This window comes from Leifsonia virtsii, assembly GCF_030433675.1.
GTDB classification, from domain to species: domain Bacteria; phylum Actinomycetota; class Actinomycetes; order Actinomycetales; family Microbacteriaceae; genus Leifsonia; species Leifsonia virtsii.
This window is the reverse complement of record NZ_JAROCB010000005.1, coordinates 238,122-256,918: the sequence shown is the minus strand read 5'-3', so window position 1 is coordinate 256,918 and position 18,797 is coordinate 238,122. Positions and strand designations below refer to the sequence as shown.

Genomic DNA, 18,797 nt, shown 5'->3' with positions numbered 1-18,797 from the left:
GCGCCCGCTCGACCCGGGGCGGACGTTCCGAACGGCCGCAGTCGCGCGTGGGCTCAGCGCAGGGTCGCGAGCCAGCCCTCCAGCAGGCGCGCGGATGCCGCCTCGTCGAGGTCGGCCAGGGGCGGAAGCTCGAGGAAGTGCCGCGCGATGGTGATGCCCAGGATGCCGGCGACGACCATTGCGGCCCGCGCCTCCGCATCCTCGCCGGTCAGGGTCTTCGCCAGGTTCTCCGTGCGCTCCTGCAAGTAGTCGCGCATGACCGCCGCCGCCTCCGGCGAGGTGAGCATCGAGCGCATCAGGGCGCGCGTGGCCGGCGGGAGGTCGTGCAGCCGCGCCGCCAGCACCTCGGTCAGATGGGCGGGCACGTCCTCGGCATCGAGGTCGGTCGCCGGACGGACGGCCAGCGCGAAGAGCGCCTGCTTGGTGCCGTAGTGCTGCAGCACGAGCGACGGGTCGACCCCCGCGCGCCGCGCGATGCCGCGGATCGTGGCGCCGTCCTCGCCCTGCTCGCCGAACTCGGCCCGCGCCGCCCCCAGGATCTTCGCGGCCGTCGCCGCCCTGCGCTCCGCGCGTGAACTCGCCGCCGTCATGGATTCACTCTACATCTGTTGAGCGAGAGTGGTATCGTCACTCAACGTGTGGTGAGCGAGTGCTCGCCGCAGGAAGGCTGGACTCATGAGCGACGAAGAGACACCCACCCCCTCCCCCATCCGCGACGTGCTGATCGTCGGAGCCTCCCGCGGGCTCGGTCGCGCCATCGCCGAGGCGTACGCGGACCGCGGCGCGCGCGTCGTCGGCACCGTGCGGAACCCGGACTCCGAACCGCCGACGGGCGTCGAGACCGAACGACTCGACCTCACCGACCCCGCGCAGATCGCCGCGCTGCGGGCCCGCCTCGACGGACGGCGCTTCGACCTGCTCTTCGTCGTCGCCGGCGTCTCCCTCGCTCCCCGCTGGCAGGCCGGGGCCGAGACGTCCGACGACGACTTCGACACCGTGATGAGGACCAACGTGCTCGGCGTCATGCGGACCGTGGAGGCGCTCCAGGACCTCGTCGACCCCGCCGGAACCATCGCCGTGATGTCGTCGGGGCAGGGCAGCGTCGCGAACAACACCAGCGGCGGATTCGAGGTCTACCGGGCGTCGAAGGCGGCCCTCAACCAGCTGTTCCGCAGCTATGCGGCCCGTCACGCCGACGACGCGCGCTCGCTCCTGCTGCTCGCGCCCGGCTGGGTGCAGACCGGGATGGGCGGCCCCGGCGCGCCGCTGACCATCGACGAGAGCGTGCCCGCACTGCTCAACACGATCGACCGCCGGCGGGGAGTCGCCGGACTCGCCTACCTGGACCGGAACGGGGACACCGTGGCCTGGTGAGCACAGCGGCCCGGTGAGTCTGCGGGCCCTCCGGCGACCTGGCAGGATGACGGGGTGGGGACCCTTCTGACCGCCGCCAGCCTGTCGCTGCTCTTCTCGCTCCTGCTGACCCCGGCCTTCATCCGTCTGTTCCGGAGGCTGGAGCTCGGCCAGTACATCCGCGAGGACGGCCCGCAGTCGCACCACGTCAAGCGCGGGACGCCGACCATGGGCGGCATCGTATTCATCCTGGCGACGCTGTTCGGCTTCTTCGTCGCCGCGCTGCTGAACGGCGGGGACGGCATCACGCCGTCGTCGCTGCTCGTGCTGCTGATGCTGGTCGGGATGGCCGCCGTCGGCTTCGTGGACGACTTCCTGAAGGTGCGCAACCAGCGCAGCCTGGGCCTCGGCGGCTGGTCGAAGATCGCCGGGCAGCTGGCCGTCGGAACGGTGTACGCGATCCTGGCGGTGCAGCTCCCGGCCACGAACGGGCTGACGCCGGCCTCCACGGCGATTTCGGCGATCCGAGACATCCCGGCGCTGGATCTCGCGCGTTTCGCCACCGCCATCCCGGCCATCGGCGTCGTGCTCTACATCCTGTGGGTCAACGTGCTCGCCGCGGCGGCCACCAACGGCGTGAACCTCGCGGACGGGCTGGACGGGCTCGCCACCGGCGCCTCCATCCTCTCGCTCGGCGCGTACGTGTTCATCGGCTTCTGGCAGTTCAGCCAGGCGTGTGCGGGCGGCAGGCTGCACCCGGACAACGTCGCCCAGTGCTACGCCACGGCCGACCCGCTGTCGCTGGCGATCGTCGCGGCCGCGATCTGCGGCGCTCTCGTCGGCTTCCTGTGGTGGAACACCAACCCCGCGAAGATCATCATGGGCGACACCGGCGCGCTCGGTCTCGGCGGCGCGCTGTGCGCGCTCGCCATCGAGACGCGCACCGAGTTGCTGCTGCTCCTGATCGGCGGACTGTTCGTCATCGAGGCCGGGTCGGTCATCGTCCAGCGCGCCTACTTCAAGGCCACCGGTGGCAAGCGGCTCTTCCTGATGACGCCCATCCACCACACCTTCGAGCTGATGAACTGGCGTGAGGTGACGATCGTGGTGCGCCTCTGGATCGTCGCCGGCATCCTCGTCGCCGTCGGCCTCGGCGCCTTCTACCTCGAGTGGCTCGCCTGACGCCACGCCATTCGTGCCGAATGTGCGCTTTCGCGGCGCAATAGCGCACATTCGGCACGAATATGCGGCGAGGCGGCGGGTCAGCGGCCGGGAGGCGGCGGCGCCGTGCTCGCGCGCACGATGAGCTGCGGCACCGGGAACTCCGCCGGCGGCCCGGTGTCCTCGCCCTCGATCTGTGCCAGCAGCACCGCGATCGCGCGGGCACCGAGCCAGCCGAAGTCCTGACGGACCGTGGTGAGCGGCGGCGAGTAGTGCTTCGCCTCCGGGATGTCGTCGAAGCCGACGATGCTGAGCTGCTCCGGCACCGCGACACCCAAGTCCGCCGCGGCGTGCATGAGGCCGAGCGCCATCTGATCGTTCGAGGCGAAGATCGCCGTGAAGTCAGGGAAGTGCAAGATCTTGAGGCCGACCTCGTAGCCCAGGTCGGCCGTCCAGTCGCCCAGGATCGGCGCCGTCACGGGCAGATCGTGGTCGTTGAGCTCGGCGAGGAAGCCGTTCATCCTGTCCTCCGCCTCGCTCCAGTCCTGGGGGCCGGCCAGGTGCCGGATGCGCGTGTGGCCGAGCTCGATGAGGTGCCGGGTGGCGAGCCGGGCCCCGGCGAGCTGGTCGAAGGCGGCCACGCGGTCGTCGCCCGCGCTCTTCCAGTGCAGGCTCACCAGCGGCACCTTGAACGTCACGCGCTGCAGCGCCTCGTGCGCCCGCTGCTGCGGCGCGATCACCACGACGCCCTCCACGCCCTGCGCCACGAAGGCGTCGAGCGCCGCGCTGATGCTCTCGTCGTCCTCCCGGGCGAGGGTGGCGGTCAGGATGGCGTACCCGCGGTTCCTCGCCGCCTCGTCGATCGCCGTGGCAGCACTGAACGGGCCGTAGTGGGACCGGGCCGACACGAGCAGCCCGACGGTCCGCGAGCGGGCGGTCGCGAGGGCCCGCGCCGCGCTGTTCGGACGCCAGGAGTGCTCCTCGATGACCTTGCGCACCTGGGCCTCGGTGGACGGCTTGATGTACCGCTCGCCGTTGAGCACCCGCGACACCGTCTGACGCGAGACGCCGGCCAGCCGGGCGATGTCCCGGATGGAGAGCGCGCGCTTCTCGCCGGGTCCCGGTTCTTCCATACGTCCTGTTCCGTCGTGGGGTTCGGCGACAGTGCCGCGCGATTTCGCTCATCATATTTGGCCGAAGCACTTGACTGATCCGGGGTCGGGGTCATAACGTCTAACCCGTTCTGGGACCGGTCACATATATCGCGTACGGCCCAGCATACGACGAGGGAGTCGCCGATGTCAGCACCCCGATCGCACAGCCGCGGTCGCACCTGCGTCACCCCGTCGCACGCTGGCCGACGGGCGCGTGACAGTTCCGAGCCCGGCGAACCCCTGCGCATCGGGCGCACCGGTCGCCTCACCGCTCGAAGGGAATCACAGTGAAGTTCAGGAAAGTCGCACTCGCCGCCGCGGCACTCGGCGTCGCGGTCGCACTCGCCGCATGCTCCGGCGGCCGCGGAGGGGACAACTCCTCCACCACCGACAACAAGGGCGCCCTCGTCGGCGTCGCCATGCCGACCAAGGTGTCCGAGCGCTGGATCGCGGACGGCAATGCGGTCAAGTCGGACCTCGAGAAGAACGGCTACAAGGTCGACCTCGAGTACGCCAACAACGACATCCCGACCCAGGTGCAGCAGGTCAACACGATGATCACGAAGGGCGCGAAGGTGCTCATCGTCGCGTCCATCGACGGTGGATCGCTGACCGACCAGCTCGACGCCGCCGCCAAGGCGGGCATCAAGGTCATCTCGTACGACCGCCTCCTCACCGGCGACAAGAACGTCGACTACTACGTCTCGTTCGACAACTACAAGGTCGGCGTCTACCAGGCCAACTCGCTCCTCACCGGCCTGGGCGTGCTCGACAAGGACGGCAAGAAGACCGGCCAGAAGGGCCCGTTCAACATCGAGGTGTTCGCCGGAAGCCCCGACGACAACAACGCCACGTTCTTCTACAACGGCGCGATGGACACCCTGAAGCCGTACATCGCCGACGGCACGCTGGTCGTCAAGAGCGGCCAGACGAACTTCAACCAGGTCGCCATCCTGCGCTGGGACCCGGCGACGGCCAAGGCCCGCATGCAGGACCTGATCGCCAAGTCGTACTCCACGGGCGCCACGGTCCAGGGCGTGCTCTCGCCCTACGACGGCCTGTCCGACGGCATCCTGAGCGCGCTCGAAGGCGCAGGCTACGGTCAGGGCGGCAAGCAGATCCCGATCATCACCGGTCAGGACGCCGAGGTCGCCAGCGTCAAGCAGATCATCGCCGGCACGCAGTACTCGACGATCTACAAGGACACCCGCAAGCTCGCCAACGAGGCCGCCAAGATGGCGAACGACCTGCTGACGGGCAAGAAGCCGGAGGTCAACGACACCAAGAGCTACGACAACAAGGTCAAGGTCGTCCCGAGCTACCTGTTCCAGCCGGTCGTCGTCACGAAGGACAACTACAAGGAGGTCCTCGTCGACAGCGGCTACTACAAGGAATCCGAACTGCAGTAGCACCGGCCGCACGGTCCGGGCGGGCGCGCGCGACGCGCCCGCCCGGACCTCATTCGCGAAGCAAGGGAGACCATGGCCAACACGATCCTCGAGATGCGCAACATCTCGAAATCCTTCCCCGGTGTGAAAGCACTGGAGGATGTCTCGATCAGCGTCGAGGAGGGATCCGTCCACGCGATCTGCGGCGAGAACGGCGCAGGCAAGTCCACCCTCATGAAGGTGCTGTCGGGCGTCTACCCGCACGGCACGTTCGAGGGCGAGATCGTCTTGAACGGCGAGCCGGTGGAGTTCCGGTCGATCAACGACTCGGAGGAGGCCGGCATCGGCATCATCCACCAGGAGCTCGCGCTGTCGCCGTACCTGTCGATCGCCGAGAACATCTACCTCGGCAACGAGCGGCAGAAGCGCGGCTTCATCGACTGGAACGAGACGAACCTCGAGGCGGCGAAGCTGCTCGAGCGCGTCGGACTGCACGAGAACCCGATCACCAAGATCAAGGACATCGGCGTCGGCAAGCAGCAGCTCGTCGAGATCGCCAAGGCGCTGTCCAAGGAGGTGAAGATCCTCATCCTGGACGAGCCGACCGCCGCGCTCAACGACGACGACTCCGCCCACCTGCTGGAGCTGATCCGCCAGCTGCAGTCGCACGGCATCACGTCGATCATCATCAGCCACAAGCTCAACGAGATCAAAGCGATCGCCGACCGGGTGACGATCATCCGCGACGGCCACACGATCGAGACGCTCGAGATGGGCCAGGAGGGCACCAGCGAGGAGCGCATCATCAAGGGGATGGTGGGCCGGGATGTGGCGAGCCGCTTCCCCGACCACGTGCCACACATCGGCGAGGAGCTGCTCCGGGTGGAGAACTGGACGGTGCACCACCCGCTCGACCGCACCAGGAAGGTCGTCGACGACGTCAGCTTCACGGTGCGCGCCGGCGAGATCGTCGGCATCGCCGGGCTCATGGGCGCCGGCCGCACCGAGCTCGCGATGAGCATTTTCGGCCGCAGCTACGGCGTCGGCATCAGCGGCCAGGTCTACAAGCGGGGCAAGCCGATCTCGGTGAGCACCGTGTCCAAGGCGATCGACAACGGCCTCGCCTACTCGACGGAGGACCGCAAGCACTTCGGGCTGAACCTGATCGACAACATCCAGCGCAACATCTCCATCGCGGCGCTGGACAAGCTCGTCAACTGGTTCAAGTTCATCAACGAGCAGCGGGAGACCCTGGTCGCTGAGGAGTACCGGCGGTCGATGAACATCAAGACGCCCAGCGTCCTGGCGATCACCGGCAAGCTCTCCGGCGGCAACCAGCAGAAGGTCGTGCTGTCGAAGTGGATGTACTCCGACCCGGACGTGCTCTTCCTCGACGAGCCCACGCGCGGCATCGACGTCGGCGCCAAGTACGAGATCTACACGATCATCGACAAGCTCGCGGACCAGGGCAAGGGGATCGTCGTGATCTCCTCCGAGCTGCCGGAGCTGCTCGGCATCTGCGACCGCATCTACACGCTCAGCGAGGGCCGGATCACCGCCGATGTGCCGCGGGAGAAGGCCACCGCCGAATACCTCATGCAATTCATGACCCAGGAACGCGAGAAGAAGACCGCATGAAATCGCTCACCAAAGCCCTGAACTACCTCACCGGGCAGCTGCGCCAGGTCGGCCTGTTCATCACCCTGATCGCGATCGTGGTGTTCTTCCAGATCGCCACGGGCGGCATCACGCTGGCGCCGATCAACGTGTCGAACCTGATCGTGCAGAACAGCTACATCCTGATCCTCGCGATCGGCATGGTGATGGTCATCATCGCGGGCCACATCGACCTGTCGGTGGGCAGCGTGGTGGCGTTCATCGGCGCCATGGCCGGTGTGTTCATCTCGCAATGGCACCTGCCGTGGCCGCTCGCCGTGCTGTTCTGCCTGATTCTGGGCGCGCTCGTCGGCGCCTGGCAGGGGTTCTGGATCGCGTACTTCGGCATCCCCGCGTTCATCGTGACACTGGCGGGCATGCTGGCGTTCCGCGGTGCAGCCCAGATCGCGCTCGGCAACCAGCAGATCTCGTTCTTCCCGAAGGAGTTCCGCGCGATCGGCTCCGGCTTCCTCCCGGCCTTCGGGACGACCGGCTACGAGCCGCTGACGATGATCCTCGGCCTGCTCGCCAGCATCGCGATCGTCGGAAACGCTCTCCGCCAGCGGGCGGTGCGCCGCAAGTACGACCTCGAGGACGAGCCGCTGTGGTGGTTCCTGGTCAAGCTCGCGTTCCTGGTGCTGCTCGTGCTCATCATCACGGTGCTGCTCGCCAGCTACAACGGCACGCCGATCGTGCTCATCATCCTGGCGGTGCTGGTGGTCGGCTACTCGGCGATCATGAACCGCTCGGTGTTCGGCCGGCACATCTACGCCATCGGCGGCAACCTCGCCGCGGCCGCGCTATCGGGCGTCAAGACCAAGCGCGTCACGTTCCTGCTGTTCGTCAACATGGGCGTGCTCTCGGCGGTCGCGGGCCTGGTGTTCACCGCCGGCCTCAACCTGGCGAGCCCGAGCGCAGGAAACGGGTTCGAGCTGGATGCGATCTCCGCCGTCTTCATCGGAGGCGCGGCGGTCACCGGCGGCATCGGAACGGTCCCTGGCGCGATCATCGGTGGTCTGATCATCGGCGTGCTGAACAACGGCATGTCCATCCTCGGCATCGACAGCGACTACCAGCTCCTCATCAAGGGCCTGGTGCTGCTCGCGGCCGTCGCGTTCGACGTGTACAACAAGCGGCGGTCGGTCACCGCGTGAGGCGCGTCCTCGCCGGGGTGTGCGGGATGATCGCTGTGTGAACCGCACCGATCGCCTGTACGCCCTGGTCGAGGAGCTTCGCGCGGCGGCGCCGCGCCCTCGAAGCGCCCGGTGGCTCGCCGGGCGCTTCGACGTGTCGGTGCGCACCATCGAGCGCGACCTGGGCTCGCTGCAGGAGGCCGGGGTGCCGATCTGGGCGGAGCAGGGGCGCACCGGCGGCTACACGATCGACGCGGCGGCGACGCTCGGGCCGATGGGGTTCACCCCGGATGAGGCCCTCGCCGTGCTGATCGGGCTCGGCACCCTCCGCCGGGGCCCGTTCCGGCAGGCGGCCGGCTCCGCGCAGCGCAAGGTGCTCGCCGTGATGCCGGACGAGGACGCGCGCCGGGCGGCCTCCACCGCGTCTCGCATCCACCTGCTCGAGGCCGACGACGAGCGGTCCGTCGTGCCCGAGTTCGCCGCCTCGCTGCGAGCCGACCGGGTCATCCGCCTGACCTACCGAGACCGGGACGGCGCGCTCACCCACCGCGAGGTGGAGCCGCTCGGCTCGATCGGCAAGGGCGGCGACTGGTACCTCATCGGTTGGTGCCGCCTGCGCGACGGCGTCCGCGCGTTCCGGGGAGACCGCGTGGTGTCGATCGAGGTGACGGATGAGCGGCCCCCGGCGCGGACCCTCCGGCGGGAGGAGCTCGACATCCCGTTCGGCACGCTGCGGCCGATCCTCGACGACCCGCGGTGAGTGGATTCGGCGAAACACCGACAGGACGCTGTCGCGACCCCCGGGGAGGCTGATGGGGCCGGTCCGCTCGGGCCGCATCCATCCACCACCCGGAGGTCACCGTGCCGTTCGCATCCATCCGCATCATCACCGACGACGTCGACCGTCTCGCCGCGTTCTACGAGCGCGTCACGGGACTGACCGCGGAACGCCTCGCCCCTGTCTTCGCCCAGTTCGCCGGGCCCGGCGCGACCCTCGCGATCGCGGCGCCGGCGACAGTGGCGATGCTCGGCGACGCCCTGGCGCCCGCCGCGAACCGTTCGATCGTCGTCGAGTTCGAGGTCCCGGACGTCGACGCCGAGTACGGCCGCCTGAAGTCGTCGCTCGCGGACGTGGTGCTCCCTCCGACGACGATGCCGTGGGGCAACCGCTCCGCGCTCTTCCGCGACCCCGACGGCAACCTCGTCAACCTGTTCAGCCGGCCGGCGTGATCGGAAACCGCCGACCGCAACAAGCTGCGACTGGCGTCCGATAGCCGATCGGCTACCGGACGGCCGAGCCGCATACGACCTTAGCGCTGGTCTCTCGTCTCGCGCGACGGCGGGCGCTATCGGGCCGGTCACTCCCGCAGTGACGGGAAGACCCACCTTCCGTCGAGGATCTCGGCGCGGGGCCGGTAGAGCCGGACGGCGTAGTTCCATCCCTCGGGAGTGGGGATCGCGTTCGGTACATTGGGCGGGTAGTCGCCGAAGCGGATGGTGATCGTCCCGTCCGGGTTCGGCGCACCGGTGAGGTTGTTGACGCTGTACGAGTCGCGGTCGTTGGGTTCGAAGAAGCCATGAGCGTTGTAGACGGTCACCGACCAGAACCCGTCGACCGGCACCTCGCCGACGGTCAGCTCGTGCTGTCCGACCGGAAGCTGCGGCTCCACGTGGATGTAGCGGGCCTCCGTCGCGGGAAGACCGCCGAACCCTGCGGCGGTGCCGATCAGGTGACGGACCGGGTCGACCTCGCCCTCGGCGCCGAACGCTCCTTCGAACTCGGTGAGGTTCCGGGCCAGGGCGAGCAGCGCCTCCCGGGTCTCGTCCAGGCTCCGCTGGTCGTAGTCGGGCATCGCGAATGGTGTCGACGAGCCTGCCTCGAGCCCGATGCGGTCCTGGAGGGCGGCGACGGTGGCGACGTCCTCCGGATCGTCCGGACTCACCAGGATGCGCACGACGACCTGCACGTACGCCGACCCGAACTGCTCCTGGGTCAGCTCGTACCGTCCCGGTTCGTGGAAGACGGCGTTCACGTAATGCTCCTCGTTCACCACCATCGCCGAGAGGTACCGGTTCCCATGCTCCGGGATGCTCAGCGTCGCCCCACCGGTGACATCGACGATCGCGGAACTGTAGAGCGTGTCCCGGTTCATCCGGATCACCGTCTGCTTGTCGATCGCGGCCGGCTCCCGGCGATGGTCGAACCGGTTGACTCCCCCGGCGGCCTGCTGCAGATCCCGCATCATCCGATGCGTCTCCGCCCGAGCGAAGTTGTCCACGTTCACCACGACACCCATGCCGAGATCATCACCTCGACGTCCTTGAAGCACAGGGAAATCATCGGTAACCGGCGAGAGTGTAAGGGGCCTCAAGACAATCCCAGAGAACCCCGTGGGGCGATCATCGCGGAAGGGGCTCGCGTCTCGCCGCCGATGGGGCGAGCTCATTCTCGACGAGTTCGCCTCGCCCATCCTCCGCGTCGTCGTCTCCCGCCACGCGGCTGTCGCCTCTGCCGGCAGCCGCGTGGCGTCAGAGGTTCGCTGCGCCGGTGACGGTTAGACCGAGCGCCACCGGAAGAGCCAGCACCGCAAGGATCACCCAGGCGTTGCCGCCACCAAACCGGCCGCGAACTGCGGCTCGCAGCACAAATACTGCAATCGCGCTGACCGCCATGATGAGACCGGCGGCGATCATGAGAGGGAACGCCTTCGCGTCGATCGCGGCGCGCTCAGCATCCGCCGTGTACCCCCATTTCTGGGACGCTGTCATCAGCGATGCGACGACGAGGATGATCGGGAGCACTATGAGCCCCATCCCTCCGACAGCGTGAACGACCGACCGGAGCGACTCGCTCGACCGCTCGGCTGGGCGCTCGCGAGGCAGAGGCTCCTGGGAGAAGAACGTCACGATGCGCCCGCCTGACAGCTTTGTTCGACCGACGCAGCTTGATCAACGAGCATGTCTTCTCCAATCGGACGTTGCAGCCATCGTATGGGGATGCGTGTTGTCTGCCGAGGCCTCCACCGTGCGTAAGCCGGTCCACCAATGCGGCATGCGACCCGACCCCTGTCCGCGTTCGGCGGGTATTTGACGCCCGCGGCCACCGATTCCCGTGAGACACGCCCGCAGATCTGCCCGGTGATGGTGCCTCAAGCGCTTCGCAGATCACGCCCGCACGGGGATATCGCGAAACGACGACGCGTGAGGCGATCGCCGCCGTGCGTTATCGGCCGGCGGCATCCACCGTGCGGCGCCTCCCGGTAACCGCCCCGTCGCGCGCGGCCCGGCGGCGATGCTAGCCTCCGCGTGTCGGCGGGAGGTCACGCGATGGCTGAGCGGTGGGGTGCGGTGACGGTGCTCGGCGCCGCGCAGTTCGTGATGGTGCTCGACAGCACGGTGATGAACGTGTCCATCTCGACGGTGGTGCGCGACCTGCACACCACGATCGCCGCGATGCAGACCACGATCACCTTCTACACGCTGACCATGGCGGCGTTCATGCTGCTCGGGGCGAAGCTGGGCGACATCTGGGGCCGGCGGCGGGCGCTCATCATCGGCTCCATCGTCTACGCGGTGGGGTCCGGGACGACGGCGCTCAGCCCCAACATCGTCGTGCTGTTCGTCGGGTGGTCGGTGGTCGAGGGGCTCGGCGCCGTGCTGGTCATCCCGGCGATCGCAGCACTCATCGCCGACAACTACTCCGGCCACGCCCGCGTGACCGCCTTCGCCGTCATCGGCGCGGCCTCGGGCGTCGCGGTGGCGGTGGGGCCGCTGATCGGCGGGTTCCTCACCACCTACGCCAGCTGGCGGTACGTGTTCGCGGGCGAAGTGGTCATCATGGCCATCGTGCTGATGTTCAGCGGGCTGGTGCACGACAGCGGCCAGCGCGAGCGCGTCCGCATCGACGCCCTCTCCGTGCTGCTGTCCGCGCTGGGCCTCGTGCTCGTGGTGTGGGGACTCCTGCAGACGAAGGTCTGGGGCTGGCTGCTCCCGAACACCGACGTGACCGTGCTCGGCCTCTCCCCCGTCCCGTTCCTCGTGTCGGGCGGAGCGGTGGTGCTGTGGCTGTTCTTCCTGCGGCAGCGTGCGCTGATCCGGCGGGGGCGGCCGCCGCTGCTCGACCCGTCCCTCCTGCGCATCACGCAGTTGCGCGCCGGCGTCGGAAGCCTGGGCCTGCAGTACACGGTGACGGCCGGTCTCTTCTTCGTGGTGCCGATGTACCTGCAGCTCACCCTCGGCCTCGACGCGCTCTCGACGGGGCTGAAGATCTTCCCGCTGTCGATCGCGCTCGTCCTGTTCTCCATCCTCGGCACGGTGCTCGCCAAGCGCGTCGCACCCCGGCGCATCGCGCGCATCGGCCAGCTGGCCCTCGTCGGGGCGAGCCTGGTGCTGCTCGCAGCGGTGGACCCTCAGCTCGACAGCTGGAGCTTCGGCGTCGGGATGTTCGTGGCCGGCGCCGCGCTCGGCCTCCTGGCATCCCAGCTCGGCAACGTCACGATGTCGTCGGTCGGGCCCGATCAGCTGAGTGAGGCGGGCGGCATCCAGGGCGTCTTCCAGAACCTCGGCTCGTCGCTCGGGACGGCGGTGGTCGGCTCGGTGATGATCGCCGCGCTCTCGACGTCGTTCGCCGGCGCCGTCGCCGCGAGCGAGCTCCCGCAGGACGTGCAGACGCAGGTGCAGCAGGAGACGCAGCACGGCGTCGGCGTCGTGGCCGTCTCAGAGGTTCCGAAGATCGCGTCCGACCACGGGCTCTCGTCCTCCGACAGCGCGACCCTGCAGAACCTGTACTCGGAGTCGCAGTTGGCCGCGCTCCGGCTCTCCTTCGCGACGATCGCACTGATCTCGTGCGGTGCCCTGTTCTTCTCGCGCAACCTGCCCAAGACGGTGCCGACGGGCGAGCCGGTCGCCGCCGCGAAGTGACGGGAGCCGCGCTCAGCCCGCCTGAGCGGGCACGGTCACCCCGTCGAGCAGCACGCCGATCATCCGGCCCGGCCGCCCGTCGGCGTCTCCGACCCGGTCGTCCGCGAGGCGGGCGAGCGCGTGGATGAGGTCCTCGGCACGCAGGCCCGGCCGGATGGTGCCGTCGGCCGCCCCCGCGTCCAGGATGCTCTGCACCTTCGGGGCGAGCACCCCGAGGAACTGCCCGGGCAGCGGCGCATAGGCGGGGTCGCCCGAATGCAGCGCGCTCGCGAAGCCGCGCTTAGTCGCCACGAAACGGCCGAGGCGGTCCGCCCAGAGCCGCAGCGCCTCCGCGGGAGGGTGCGCCGCCGCGAGACGCTCGGCCTCCGCGCCGGTGTCCTCCAGTTCGCGGCGAAAGACGGCGATGATGAGGTCGGAGCGCTGCGGGTAGTTGCGGTAGATCGTGCCGACGCCGACCCCGGCGCGCGCGGCGATGTCGCGCATGGGCGCATCCACCCCGAGCTCGGCGAACGCCGACTTCGCCGCCTCGAGCACGACCTCGGTGTTGCGCACCGCATCGGCGCGCTTGCGCCGCGCAGGTGCGGCGGTGCGCTCGTCTGGCACGGTCATCCTGTTCCTTCGCGTGACAAACGGAACAATGTTCCGTATAGTTGCGGACGAGTGTTCCGCTTAGCCGATCCTACCGCGATCGGCACCCGGACATCGACTGGAGGAGACCATGAAGTACCGCCCGCTCGGCCGCACCGGCATCCACGTCTCGCCCTTCGCGCTGGGCGCCATGATGTTCAGCTCGTTCGGCAACAGCGACCAGGACGACGTGAACCGGATGATGGGCCGCGCGCTCGACGCCGGCATCAACCTCGTCGACACCGCCGACGCGTACGGCGACTCGGAGGAGATGGTCGGCCGCGCACTCAAAGGACGCCGCGACGAGGTCGTGCTCGCCTCGAAGTTCGCGCGCCCCATCGGCGACGACGTCAACGATCGCGGCGGCTCCCGCCGCTGGATCATGACCGCCGTCGAGAACTCCCTACGCCGGCTGCAGACCGACCACCTCGACCTGTACCAGCTGCACCGCCCCGACCCGCAGACCGATATCGAGGAGACGCTCTCGGCGATGACGGACCTCGTGCGCAGCGGCAAGGTGCGCACGATCGGGTCGTCGGACATGCCGGCCTCCGAGATCGTCGAGGCGCAGTGGACGGCCGAGCGCCGCGGCCTCGAGCGCTTCCGCGTCGAGCAGCCGCACTACTCGCTGCTCGACCGCACGGTCGAGCGGGAGGTGCTGCCCGTCGCCCAGCGCTACGGCATGGGCACCGTGATCTGGAGTCCGCTCGCCAGCGGGATGCTGACGGGCCGGGTGCGGCGCGGGCAGGACACCGACCTCCGTCGCGTCGGGCTGTTCGCCGCCCTCCGCGACGAGCGCCGCATCGACGCGGTGGAGCGGTTCATCCCGCTGGCCGAGGAGGCCGGGATCCCGCTCACGCACCTGGCGCTCGCCTTCGTCATCGCGCATCCCGGCGTGACGGCGGCACTCATCGGCCCCCGCACCATGGAGCAGCTCGACGACCTCCTGGCCGCAGCGGACGTCGAGCTCTCGGACGAGCTGCTCGACCGGATCGACGAAATCGTCCCGCCCGGAACCGGCGTCGGCCGGATGGACCAGGAGTACAACACGCCGCCGATCGTCGACGCGTCGCTCCGCCGCCGGCGGCCCGAAGACCGCTCGGCGGCGTGAGCGAGAGCGACGTTCAGTCCTCGGCGATCTCCGAGAACAGGCCGGTGAACGGGGTGCCCGTCCCGATGAGGCGCTGGAAGAACTCGCCGGCGACGGGAGTGGCGACCGCGGCCGACGCGTCCTCGTAGCTGTCGAAGTAGAGGTCGAGGGTGCGGTGGGCCGGGGTAGGAGTGCCGTCCTCCTTCGGCCACACCTTCGCCGCCTCGGTCCGGCGGAGGCCGGGCAGCCGGCGGGCAAGGGACTCGACCTCCGCGTACGCCTCCTCGAAGGCGGCGGGGTCGGCCGGGTTGTCGATGATGAGGGTGATCTTGGTGGGCATGGTCCGTCTTCCTTCTCTTATGGGTGGTTCTTATCGGTCGCTCGTGACGAGCTGGTGGGTGGACCGCGTCCTCACGCGGGTCTCGCTGCCGGCGGTCTCCAGCAGCCGCAGCCAGAGCTCGCTCATCGTCGGGTAGGCCGGGACGGCGTGCCACAGCCGTTCTAGCGGCACCTGGCCGGCGACGGCCACCGTAGCGGCGTGCACGAGCTCGGCGGTGTCGGGGCCGACGGCGGTGAAGCCGACGATCGTTCCGGCGTCCTCGTCGATCAGCATCCCGACCCGGCCGGTATAGCCGTCGGCGTGCAGGGATGCCCCCGCGACCGCGCCGAGGTCGTACTCGACCGGGCGCACGCGGAGCCCTGCCGCCGTCGCGCTGGCGAGCGTGTGGCCCACCGACGCGATCTCGGGATGCGTGAAGATCACCCGAGGCACCGCAAGGTGGTCGGCGGTCGCCGCGTGGCGTCCCCAGGGCGCGTCGTCGACGTCGCCGCCGACCGCGCGGGCGGCGATCACGTCGCCCGCCGCGCGGGCCTGGTACTTGCCCTGATGGGTCAGGAGGGCGCGGCCGTTGACGTCGCCCGTCGCGTAGAGCCCGCCACCCGCCACGGGGGTGCCGGTCTCGTCCACCACGCGCAGGGTCTCATCCACCGTGAGCCAGGCTCCCGGCGCGAGGCCGACGGCCTCCAGCCCGATGTCGCCGGTGTTCGCACGGCGGCCGGTCGCGACGAGCACCTCGTCCGCGCGGACGATCCCGCCGTCGGCGAGAGCGATCCGCACGGAGCCGTCCTCCTCACGCGACACCTCGACGGGCTCGGCGCCGACCAGGAGGCGGACGCCGTCCGCGGCGAGCGCTGACGCGACCTGCTCGGCGGCGAACGGCTCGACGCGAGGCAGCAGCCCATCCCGCGCGATGAGCGTCACGGCCGTGCCGAAGGCGCTGTAGGCGGTGGCCAGCTCGGCACCGACGACTCCGCCGCCGATGATCGCGAGGCGCTCCGGGATGCGCTCGGCGGACACGGCGGCGCGGCTCGTCCACGGCTTCGCATCGGCGAGCCCGGGGATGGGCGGGACCGCGGGGCTCGTGCCCGTCGCGACGACCACGGCGTGCCGGGCCTGTAGGACGGTGGTGCCGCCGTCGGGTCCGGTGACGGCGACCGTCCGCTCGCCCAGGAGACGCCCGTGACCGCGGACCAGTGCGATCCCGGCGCCCTCGAGCCACGAGACCTGCCCGTCGTCGTGCCAGTGCGCCGCGAACCGGTCGCGTCGCTCCAGCACTGCGGCGGTGTCGAGCTCTCCGGTGATCGCCGCGGCCGCGCCCGGGAGGCTGCGGGCCGCACGGAGCGCGGCGGCGTCGCGCAGGAGCGCCTTGGTCGGCATGCACGCCCAGTACGAGCACTCGCCTCCGACCAGCTCGGCCTCCACGATCACGGCGGTCAGGCCGCCCTGCACCGCACGGTCTGCGACGTTCTCGCCGACCGGGCCCGCACCGATCACGATGACGTCGTAAACGTCGGCGCTCATCGGGCTTCCGCCTTCGAGGCGCGCGACAGACGGATCGCCGACACCAGGAAGAAGATGCCGCCGAGCGTGGCGTACCCGGCCAGGCTCACGAGCGAGGCGCCCGCGCCGGCCGACTGCAGCGCGAACCCGGCGCCCGCGAAGACGGAGATGCCGCCGCTCAGGATCATCGGCCACTGGCCGCCGAGCGAGCGCCGCGAGATGCCGACGATCAGCTGGACGACACCGGCGGTGATCGCCCACAGCCCCCAGACCAGGAGCACGGCCGACCGCCCGGAACCGGCCGCGAAGACGAGGCCGACGGCCGCGAGGACGCTCAACGCCATGTTGACGTACAGGAGCCCAGCCGACCGGGTGCCCCGCGATGCGCGGTGGTCGATCACCGCGGCGACGACGTCGAACAAGGGATACAGCACCAGCAGGCTCGCGGTCAGCGGCGTCACCGACGCGGCGGTCAATGCGATGAGGATCGCCCAGACGATGGCGAAACCGAAGCGGACGAAGTAGAGGGCTCGCAGCGCCGACGCGATCGTCGCGGGCCGCGTATCCGGGGTGGTCGTGGTCATGAGCTTCTTTCTTCAGCGAGATGAATAGATGTAGAATGACTAGTAACTCTACAACGATTCACACCATAGCCAGAGGCCGGGCACGAACGCAAGCGGCCCACGAGGAGCACTTATGATCGGGAGCGTGAAGACGTCGATCCGGGACCGGCTGGTCGACGCCGCGACGGAACTGTTCTACGCGGAGGGACTCCGCGCGGTCAGCGTGGACAAGGTCATCGAGCGCGCCGGCACGACCAAGGTCACCTTCTACCGGCACTTCAAGAGCAAGGACGACCTCGTCGTCGCGCACCTCGAGCGGCGCGCGGAACAGGAGCGAGACGGCATCCTCGGCGCGATCGCGGCGGCCGAGGGCGACCCCGATCGCGTGTTCCAGCTCATCGCCGCCCAGCTCGGCGAGTTCGCCTGCCTACAGGGCTTCCGCGGCTGCCCGTTCATCAACGCCGCCGCCGAGTACCCGGATGCGGCGAGCGCCGTCCGGCTCACCGTCGACGCCCACCGCGCCTGGTGCAAGGCGACGTTCGAGCAGATCGTGGGGCCGCTCGGCCTCCCGGATGCGCACGCGGTCGCCGACGACCTCATGCTCATCCGCGACGGGGCGATGGTCGCCGGCTACCTCGACGCGGCCGACGCGCTCGCCGCGTCGTTCCTGCGGAGTGCGCGCGCGCTCACCGGGAGCCGTTAGGCCGGCGCAGCTCCCACCGGACGGGCGAAGAAGACGCGGGCAAACCCGTCCTGCTCGGCCCGGCCGGTCTCGATGATGCCGCGGCGTGGATAGTACGCGAGGTTCTCATGCATCTTCTCGTTCGTGTACAGCCGGAGCTCCGGGACGCCGGCGGCACGCGCCTGCGCGTCCGCCGCATCCAGCAACAGCGAGCCGATGCCGCTCCCCCGCTCCTCGCGCGCGACCGCGAGGTTCTCCACCAGGAGGTGGTCCTCATGCAGCGAGCAGACGAGCAGCCCGACGATCCGGCCGCGGCGGGCCACCATCATCCTGCCCTCCGCGATCACGGCGGCGTAGTCGACGAGCATCGGCGCGGGGAGTCGTCCGATCCGGGCCGTGTACGGCTTGTAGGCCTCGCACACCAGGGCTTCGACGGCGGGGAGGTCGGCCTCCCCGGCCGGCCCGAGCTCCACATCCATCGGCTCAGTCTAGGCAGCATCCGCCTGCTTCACACGGGCCGCCCTTTGTCAACCCGGTACGGATCGGGACGGAAGGAGGAAGCTCGAAGGGTGGATGTCCCCGTATTCGTCGTCGTGATGCCGCACGAGATCACCCCGTCCGTGCTGGGCGTCTATTTCGAGCTGTCCGAAGCGGAGGCCGCCGCGGAGGCGTCCGATGCCTTCACCGTTGTCGACAGCTCCCTGTTGCGCGCCTGACAATCTTCGCAGGCCACTGGTGTCTACCCCCCACATGGGTCACACTGGGTAGACGCCCTCCGGTAGACGTGAACTCGGCTGGCATCCGACTCTTTGCCCCCTTCCGGACCGACAGGAGGGAACCATCATGGGCTTTCTCAGCTACGAGAACCACGACGTCGAGATCGACGACCGGACGCTCGCGCACCTGCACGTCGTGATCGTCAACAAGCTCCGCCACGGGCAGAGCTTCGCCATGTCCTGGAAGGACGGACAGTCGTCGGGAGGCGGACGCACCAGCGTGTGGATCCACCCGGCGAGCAACGTCCTCTTCCACTTCGACGGCTCCCGCGCACCGGCGCTGAACCGAACGTGGCTTTCAGAGCTGGCCGCGTCCGCGGACAGCTCCCGAGGGCTGATCGTCGAGCCGGAGGAACGCGCCGCCGCTCCCGTGCGAGCCGCCGTCCGGGTCTGACCTCGGGGACGGCCGATCGGCTGTTCCCCTCGACGCGCGGACGGAGCAGAATGACCTCGA

Annotated in this window: 21 protein-coding genes; 12 read left to right on the top strand and 9 right to left on the bottom strand. The window is 69.4% G+C overall.

The window, feature by feature from the left end:
• Positions 1-53: 53 nt before the first annotated feature.
• Positions 54-590, bottom strand: coding sequence for a TetR/AcrR family transcriptional regulator (locus P5G59_RS18190; protein ID WP_301220430.1), 537 nt, complete (start codon positions 588-590; stop codon positions 54-56).
• 85 nt (positions 591-675) lie between these two features.
• Between P5G59_RS18190 and P5G59_RS18185 the strand changes: the two genes are divergently transcribed.
• Both P5G59_RS18185 and mraY read left to right on the top strand, forming a co-directional pair.
• On the top strand, positions 676-1,374 hold the full coding sequence (locus tag P5G59_RS18185; RefSeq protein WP_301220429.1) for an SDR family NAD(P)-dependent oxidoreductase: 699 nt from the start codon (positions 676-678) through the stop codon (positions 1,372-1,374).
• A 54-nt stretch (positions 1,375-1,428) separates the two neighbouring features.
• Positions 1,429-2,535, top strand: coding sequence for a phospho-N-acetylmuramoyl-pentapeptide-transferase (gene mraY / locus P5G59_RS18180; protein WP_301220428.1), 1,107 nt, complete (start codon positions 1,429-1,431; stop codon positions 2,533-2,535).
• A gap of 80 nt (positions 2,536-2,615) precedes the next feature.
• On the opposite strand, the gene P5G59_RS18175 is transcribed toward mraY, so the two are convergent.
• Complete coding sequence (locus P5G59_RS18175; RefSeq protein ID WP_301220427.1) at positions 2,616-3,647, bottom strand: LacI family DNA-binding transcriptional regulator; 1,032 nt, start codon at positions 3,645-3,647, stop codon at positions 2,616-2,618.
• Between the two features lie 308 nt (positions 3,648-3,955).
• Between P5G59_RS18175 and chvE the strand changes: the two genes are divergently transcribed.
• The 5 genes from chvE (at position 3,956) to P5G59_RS18150 (ending at position 9,075) form a co-directional block, all read left to right on the top strand.
• Positions 3,956-5,077 carry a multiple monosaccharide ABC transporter substrate-binding protein gene (gene chvE, locus P5G59_RS18170; RefSeq protein WP_301220426.1) on the top strand — a complete coding sequence of 374 codons (1,122 nt, stop codon included), beginning with the start codon at positions 3,956-3,958 and terminating at the stop codon, positions 5,075-5,077.
• A 72-nt stretch (positions 5,078-5,149) separates the two neighbouring features.
• Positions 5,150-6,694 carry a multiple monosaccharide ABC transporter ATP-binding protein gene (gene mmsA, locus P5G59_RS18165; RefSeq protein WP_301220425.1) on the top strand — a complete coding sequence of 515 codons (1,545 nt, stop codon included), beginning with the start codon at positions 5,150-5,152 and terminating at the stop codon, positions 6,692-6,694.
• Positions 6,691-7,866, top strand: a complete 1,176-nt coding sequence (mmsB, locus tag P5G59_RS18160) for a multiple monosaccharide ABC transporter permease (RefSeq protein WP_175335829.1) — start codon at positions 6,691-6,693, stop codon at positions 7,864-7,866. The genes mmsA and mmsB overlap by 4 nt, the downstream gene beginning before the upstream one ends.
• Before the next feature lie 37 nt (positions 7,867-7,903).
• A complete protein-coding gene (locus P5G59_RS18155) occupies positions 7,904-8,605 on the top strand; it encodes a helix-turn-helix transcriptional regulator (protein ID WP_301220424.1) in 702 nt (233 codons plus the stop codon).
• Between the two features lie 101 nt (positions 8,606-8,706).
• Positions 8,707-9,075, top strand: coding sequence for a VOC family protein (locus P5G59_RS18150; RefSeq protein ID WP_301220423.1), 369 nt, complete (start codon positions 8,707-8,709; stop codon positions 9,073-9,075).
• Between the two features lie 128 nt (positions 9,076-9,203).
• On the opposite strand, the gene P5G59_RS18145 is transcribed toward P5G59_RS18150, so the two are convergent.
• Both P5G59_RS18145 and P5G59_RS18140 read right to left on the bottom strand, forming a co-directional pair.
• The gene (locus tag P5G59_RS18145) at positions 9,204-10,142 is read right to left on the bottom strand and encodes a DUF1214 domain-containing protein (RefSeq protein ID WP_301220422.1); all 939 of its coding nucleotides are present in this window, start codon (positions 10,140-10,142) and stop codon (positions 9,204-9,206) included.
• Between the two features lie 232 nt (positions 10,143-10,374).
• A complete protein-coding gene (locus P5G59_RS18140) occupies positions 10,375-10,647 on the bottom strand; it encodes a hypothetical protein (protein WP_301220421.1) in 273 nt (90 codons plus the stop codon).
• Between the two features lie 525 nt (positions 10,648-11,172).
• Between P5G59_RS18140 and P5G59_RS18135 the strand changes: the two genes are divergently transcribed.
• The gene (locus P5G59_RS18135) at positions 11,173-12,765 is read left to right on the top strand and encodes an MFS transporter (protein WP_301220420.1); all 1,593 of its coding nucleotides are present in this window, start codon (positions 11,173-11,175) and stop codon (positions 12,763-12,765) included.
• Between the two features lie 12 nt (positions 12,766-12,777).
• Here P5G59_RS18135 and P5G59_RS18130 read toward each other — a convergent pair whose 3' ends face one another.
• On the bottom strand, positions 12,778-13,374 hold the full coding sequence (locus P5G59_RS18130; protein WP_301220419.1) for a TetR/AcrR family transcriptional regulator: 597 nt from the start codon (positions 13,372-13,374) through the stop codon (positions 12,778-12,780).
• A gap of 109 nt (positions 13,375-13,483) precedes the next feature.
• Here P5G59_RS18130 and P5G59_RS18125 point away from each other — a divergent pair, with 109 nt between their 5' ends.
• Entirely contained in the window at positions 13,484-14,503 is a 1,020-nt protein-coding gene (locus P5G59_RS18125) for an aldo/keto reductase (protein WP_301220418.1), read from the top strand.
• Between the two features lie 13 nt (positions 14,504-14,516).
• On the opposite strand, the gene P5G59_RS18120 is transcribed toward P5G59_RS18125, so the two are convergent.
• Genes P5G59_RS18120 through P5G59_RS18110 form a run of 3 tightly spaced genes read right to left on the bottom strand, consistent with a single transcriptional unit; the run spans position 14,517 to position 16,906 of the window.
• Complete coding sequence (locus P5G59_RS18120; RefSeq protein ID WP_301220417.1) at positions 14,517-14,822, bottom strand: EthD family reductase; 306 nt, start codon at positions 14,820-14,822, stop codon at positions 14,517-14,519.
• 30 nt (positions 14,823-14,852) lie between these two features.
• A complete protein-coding gene (locus P5G59_RS18115) occupies positions 14,853-16,343 on the bottom strand; it encodes a dihydrolipoyl dehydrogenase family protein (protein ID WP_301220416.1) in 1,491 nt (496 codons plus the stop codon).
• Positions 16,340-16,906: a hypothetical protein gene (locus P5G59_RS18110; RefSeq protein WP_301220415.1), complete on the bottom strand. Its 567-nt coding sequence runs from the start codon at positions 16,904-16,906 to the stop codon at positions 16,340-16,342. Before P5G59_RS18110 ends, P5G59_RS18115 begins: the two co-directional genes overlap by 4 nt.
• Before the next feature lie 124 nt (positions 16,907-17,030).
• Between P5G59_RS18110 and P5G59_RS18105 the strand changes: the two genes are divergently transcribed.
• Entirely contained in the window at positions 17,031-17,588 is a 558-nt protein-coding gene (locus tag P5G59_RS18105; protein ID WP_301220414.1) for a TetR/AcrR family transcriptional regulator, read from the top strand.
• Here the strand turns inward: P5G59_RS18105 and P5G59_RS18100 are convergent.
• A complete protein-coding gene (locus P5G59_RS18100) occupies positions 17,585-18,046 on the bottom strand; it encodes a GNAT family N-acetyltransferase (protein ID WP_301220413.1) in 462 nt (153 codons plus the stop codon). The genes P5G59_RS18105 and P5G59_RS18100 overlap by 4 nt on opposite strands.
• A 90-nt stretch (positions 18,047-18,136) precedes the next feature.
• On the opposite strand from P5G59_RS18100, the gene P5G59_RS18095 reads away from it, so the two are divergent.
• Positions 18,137-18,283, top strand: a complete 147-nt coding sequence (locus tag P5G59_RS18095) for a hypothetical protein (RefSeq protein WP_301220412.1) — start codon at positions 18,137-18,139, stop codon at positions 18,281-18,283.
• A gap of 127 nt (positions 18,284-18,410) precedes the next feature.
• Positions 18,411-18,737 (top strand): DUF7882 family protein, encoded by a 327-nt coding sequence (locus P5G59_RS18090; RefSeq protein WP_301220411.1) that lies wholly within the window; start codon positions 18,411-18,413, stop codon positions 18,735-18,737.
• Positions 18,738-18,797: the final 60 nt, after the last annotated feature.

Coding starts and splice junctions, on each gene's coding strand:
- mmsB (WP_175335829.1), top strand. CDS start 6,691: ATGAAATCGCTCACCAAAGCCCTGAACTACCTCACCGGGCAGCTGCGC.
- P5G59_RS18130 (WP_301220419.1), bottom strand. CDS start 13,374: ATGACCGTGCCAGACGAGCGCACCGCCGCACCTGCGCGGCGCAAGCGC.
- P5G59_RS18115 (WP_301220416.1), bottom strand. CDS start 16,343: ATGAGCGCCGACGTTTACGACGTCATCGTGATCGGTGCGGGCCCGGTC.
- P5G59_RS18120 (WP_301220417.1), bottom strand. CDS start 14,822: ATGCCCACCAAGATCACCCTCATCATCGACAACCCGGCCGACCCCGCC.
- mmsA (WP_301220425.1), top strand. CDS start 5,150: ATGGCCAACACGATCCTCGAGATGCGCAACATCTCGAAATCCTTCCCC.
- P5G59_RS18185 (WP_301220429.1), top strand. CDS start 676: ATGAGCGACGAAGAGACACCCACCCCCTCCCCCATCCGCGACGTGCTG.
- P5G59_RS18125 (WP_301220418.1), top strand. CDS start 13,484: ATGAAGTACCGCCCGCTCGGCCGCACCGGCATCCACGTCTCGCCCTTC.
- P5G59_RS18110 (WP_301220415.1), bottom strand. CDS start 16,906: ATGACCACGACCACCCCGGATACGCGGCCCGCGACGATCGCGTCGGCG.
- P5G59_RS18175 (WP_301220427.1), bottom strand. CDS start 3,647: ATGGAAGAACCGGGACCCGGCGAGAAGCGCGCGCTCTCCATCCGGGAC.
- P5G59_RS18190 (WP_301220430.1), bottom strand. CDS start 590: ATGACGGCGGCGAGTTCACGCGCGGAGCGCAGGGCGGCGACGGCCGCG.
- P5G59_RS18090 (WP_301220411.1), top strand. CDS start 18,411: ATGGGCTTTCTCAGCTACGAGAACCACGACGTCGAGATCGACGACCGG.
- P5G59_RS18145 (WP_301220422.1), bottom strand. CDS start 10,142: ATGGGTGTCGTGGTGAACGTGGACAACTTCGCTCGGGCGGAGACGCAT.
- P5G59_RS18135 (WP_301220420.1), top strand. CDS start 11,173: ATGGCTGAGCGGTGGGGTGCGGTGACGGTGCTCGGCGCCGCGCAGTTC.
- P5G59_RS18100 (WP_301220413.1), bottom strand. CDS start 18,046: ATGGATGTGGAGCTCGGGCCGGCCGGGGAGGCCGACCTCCCCGCCGTC.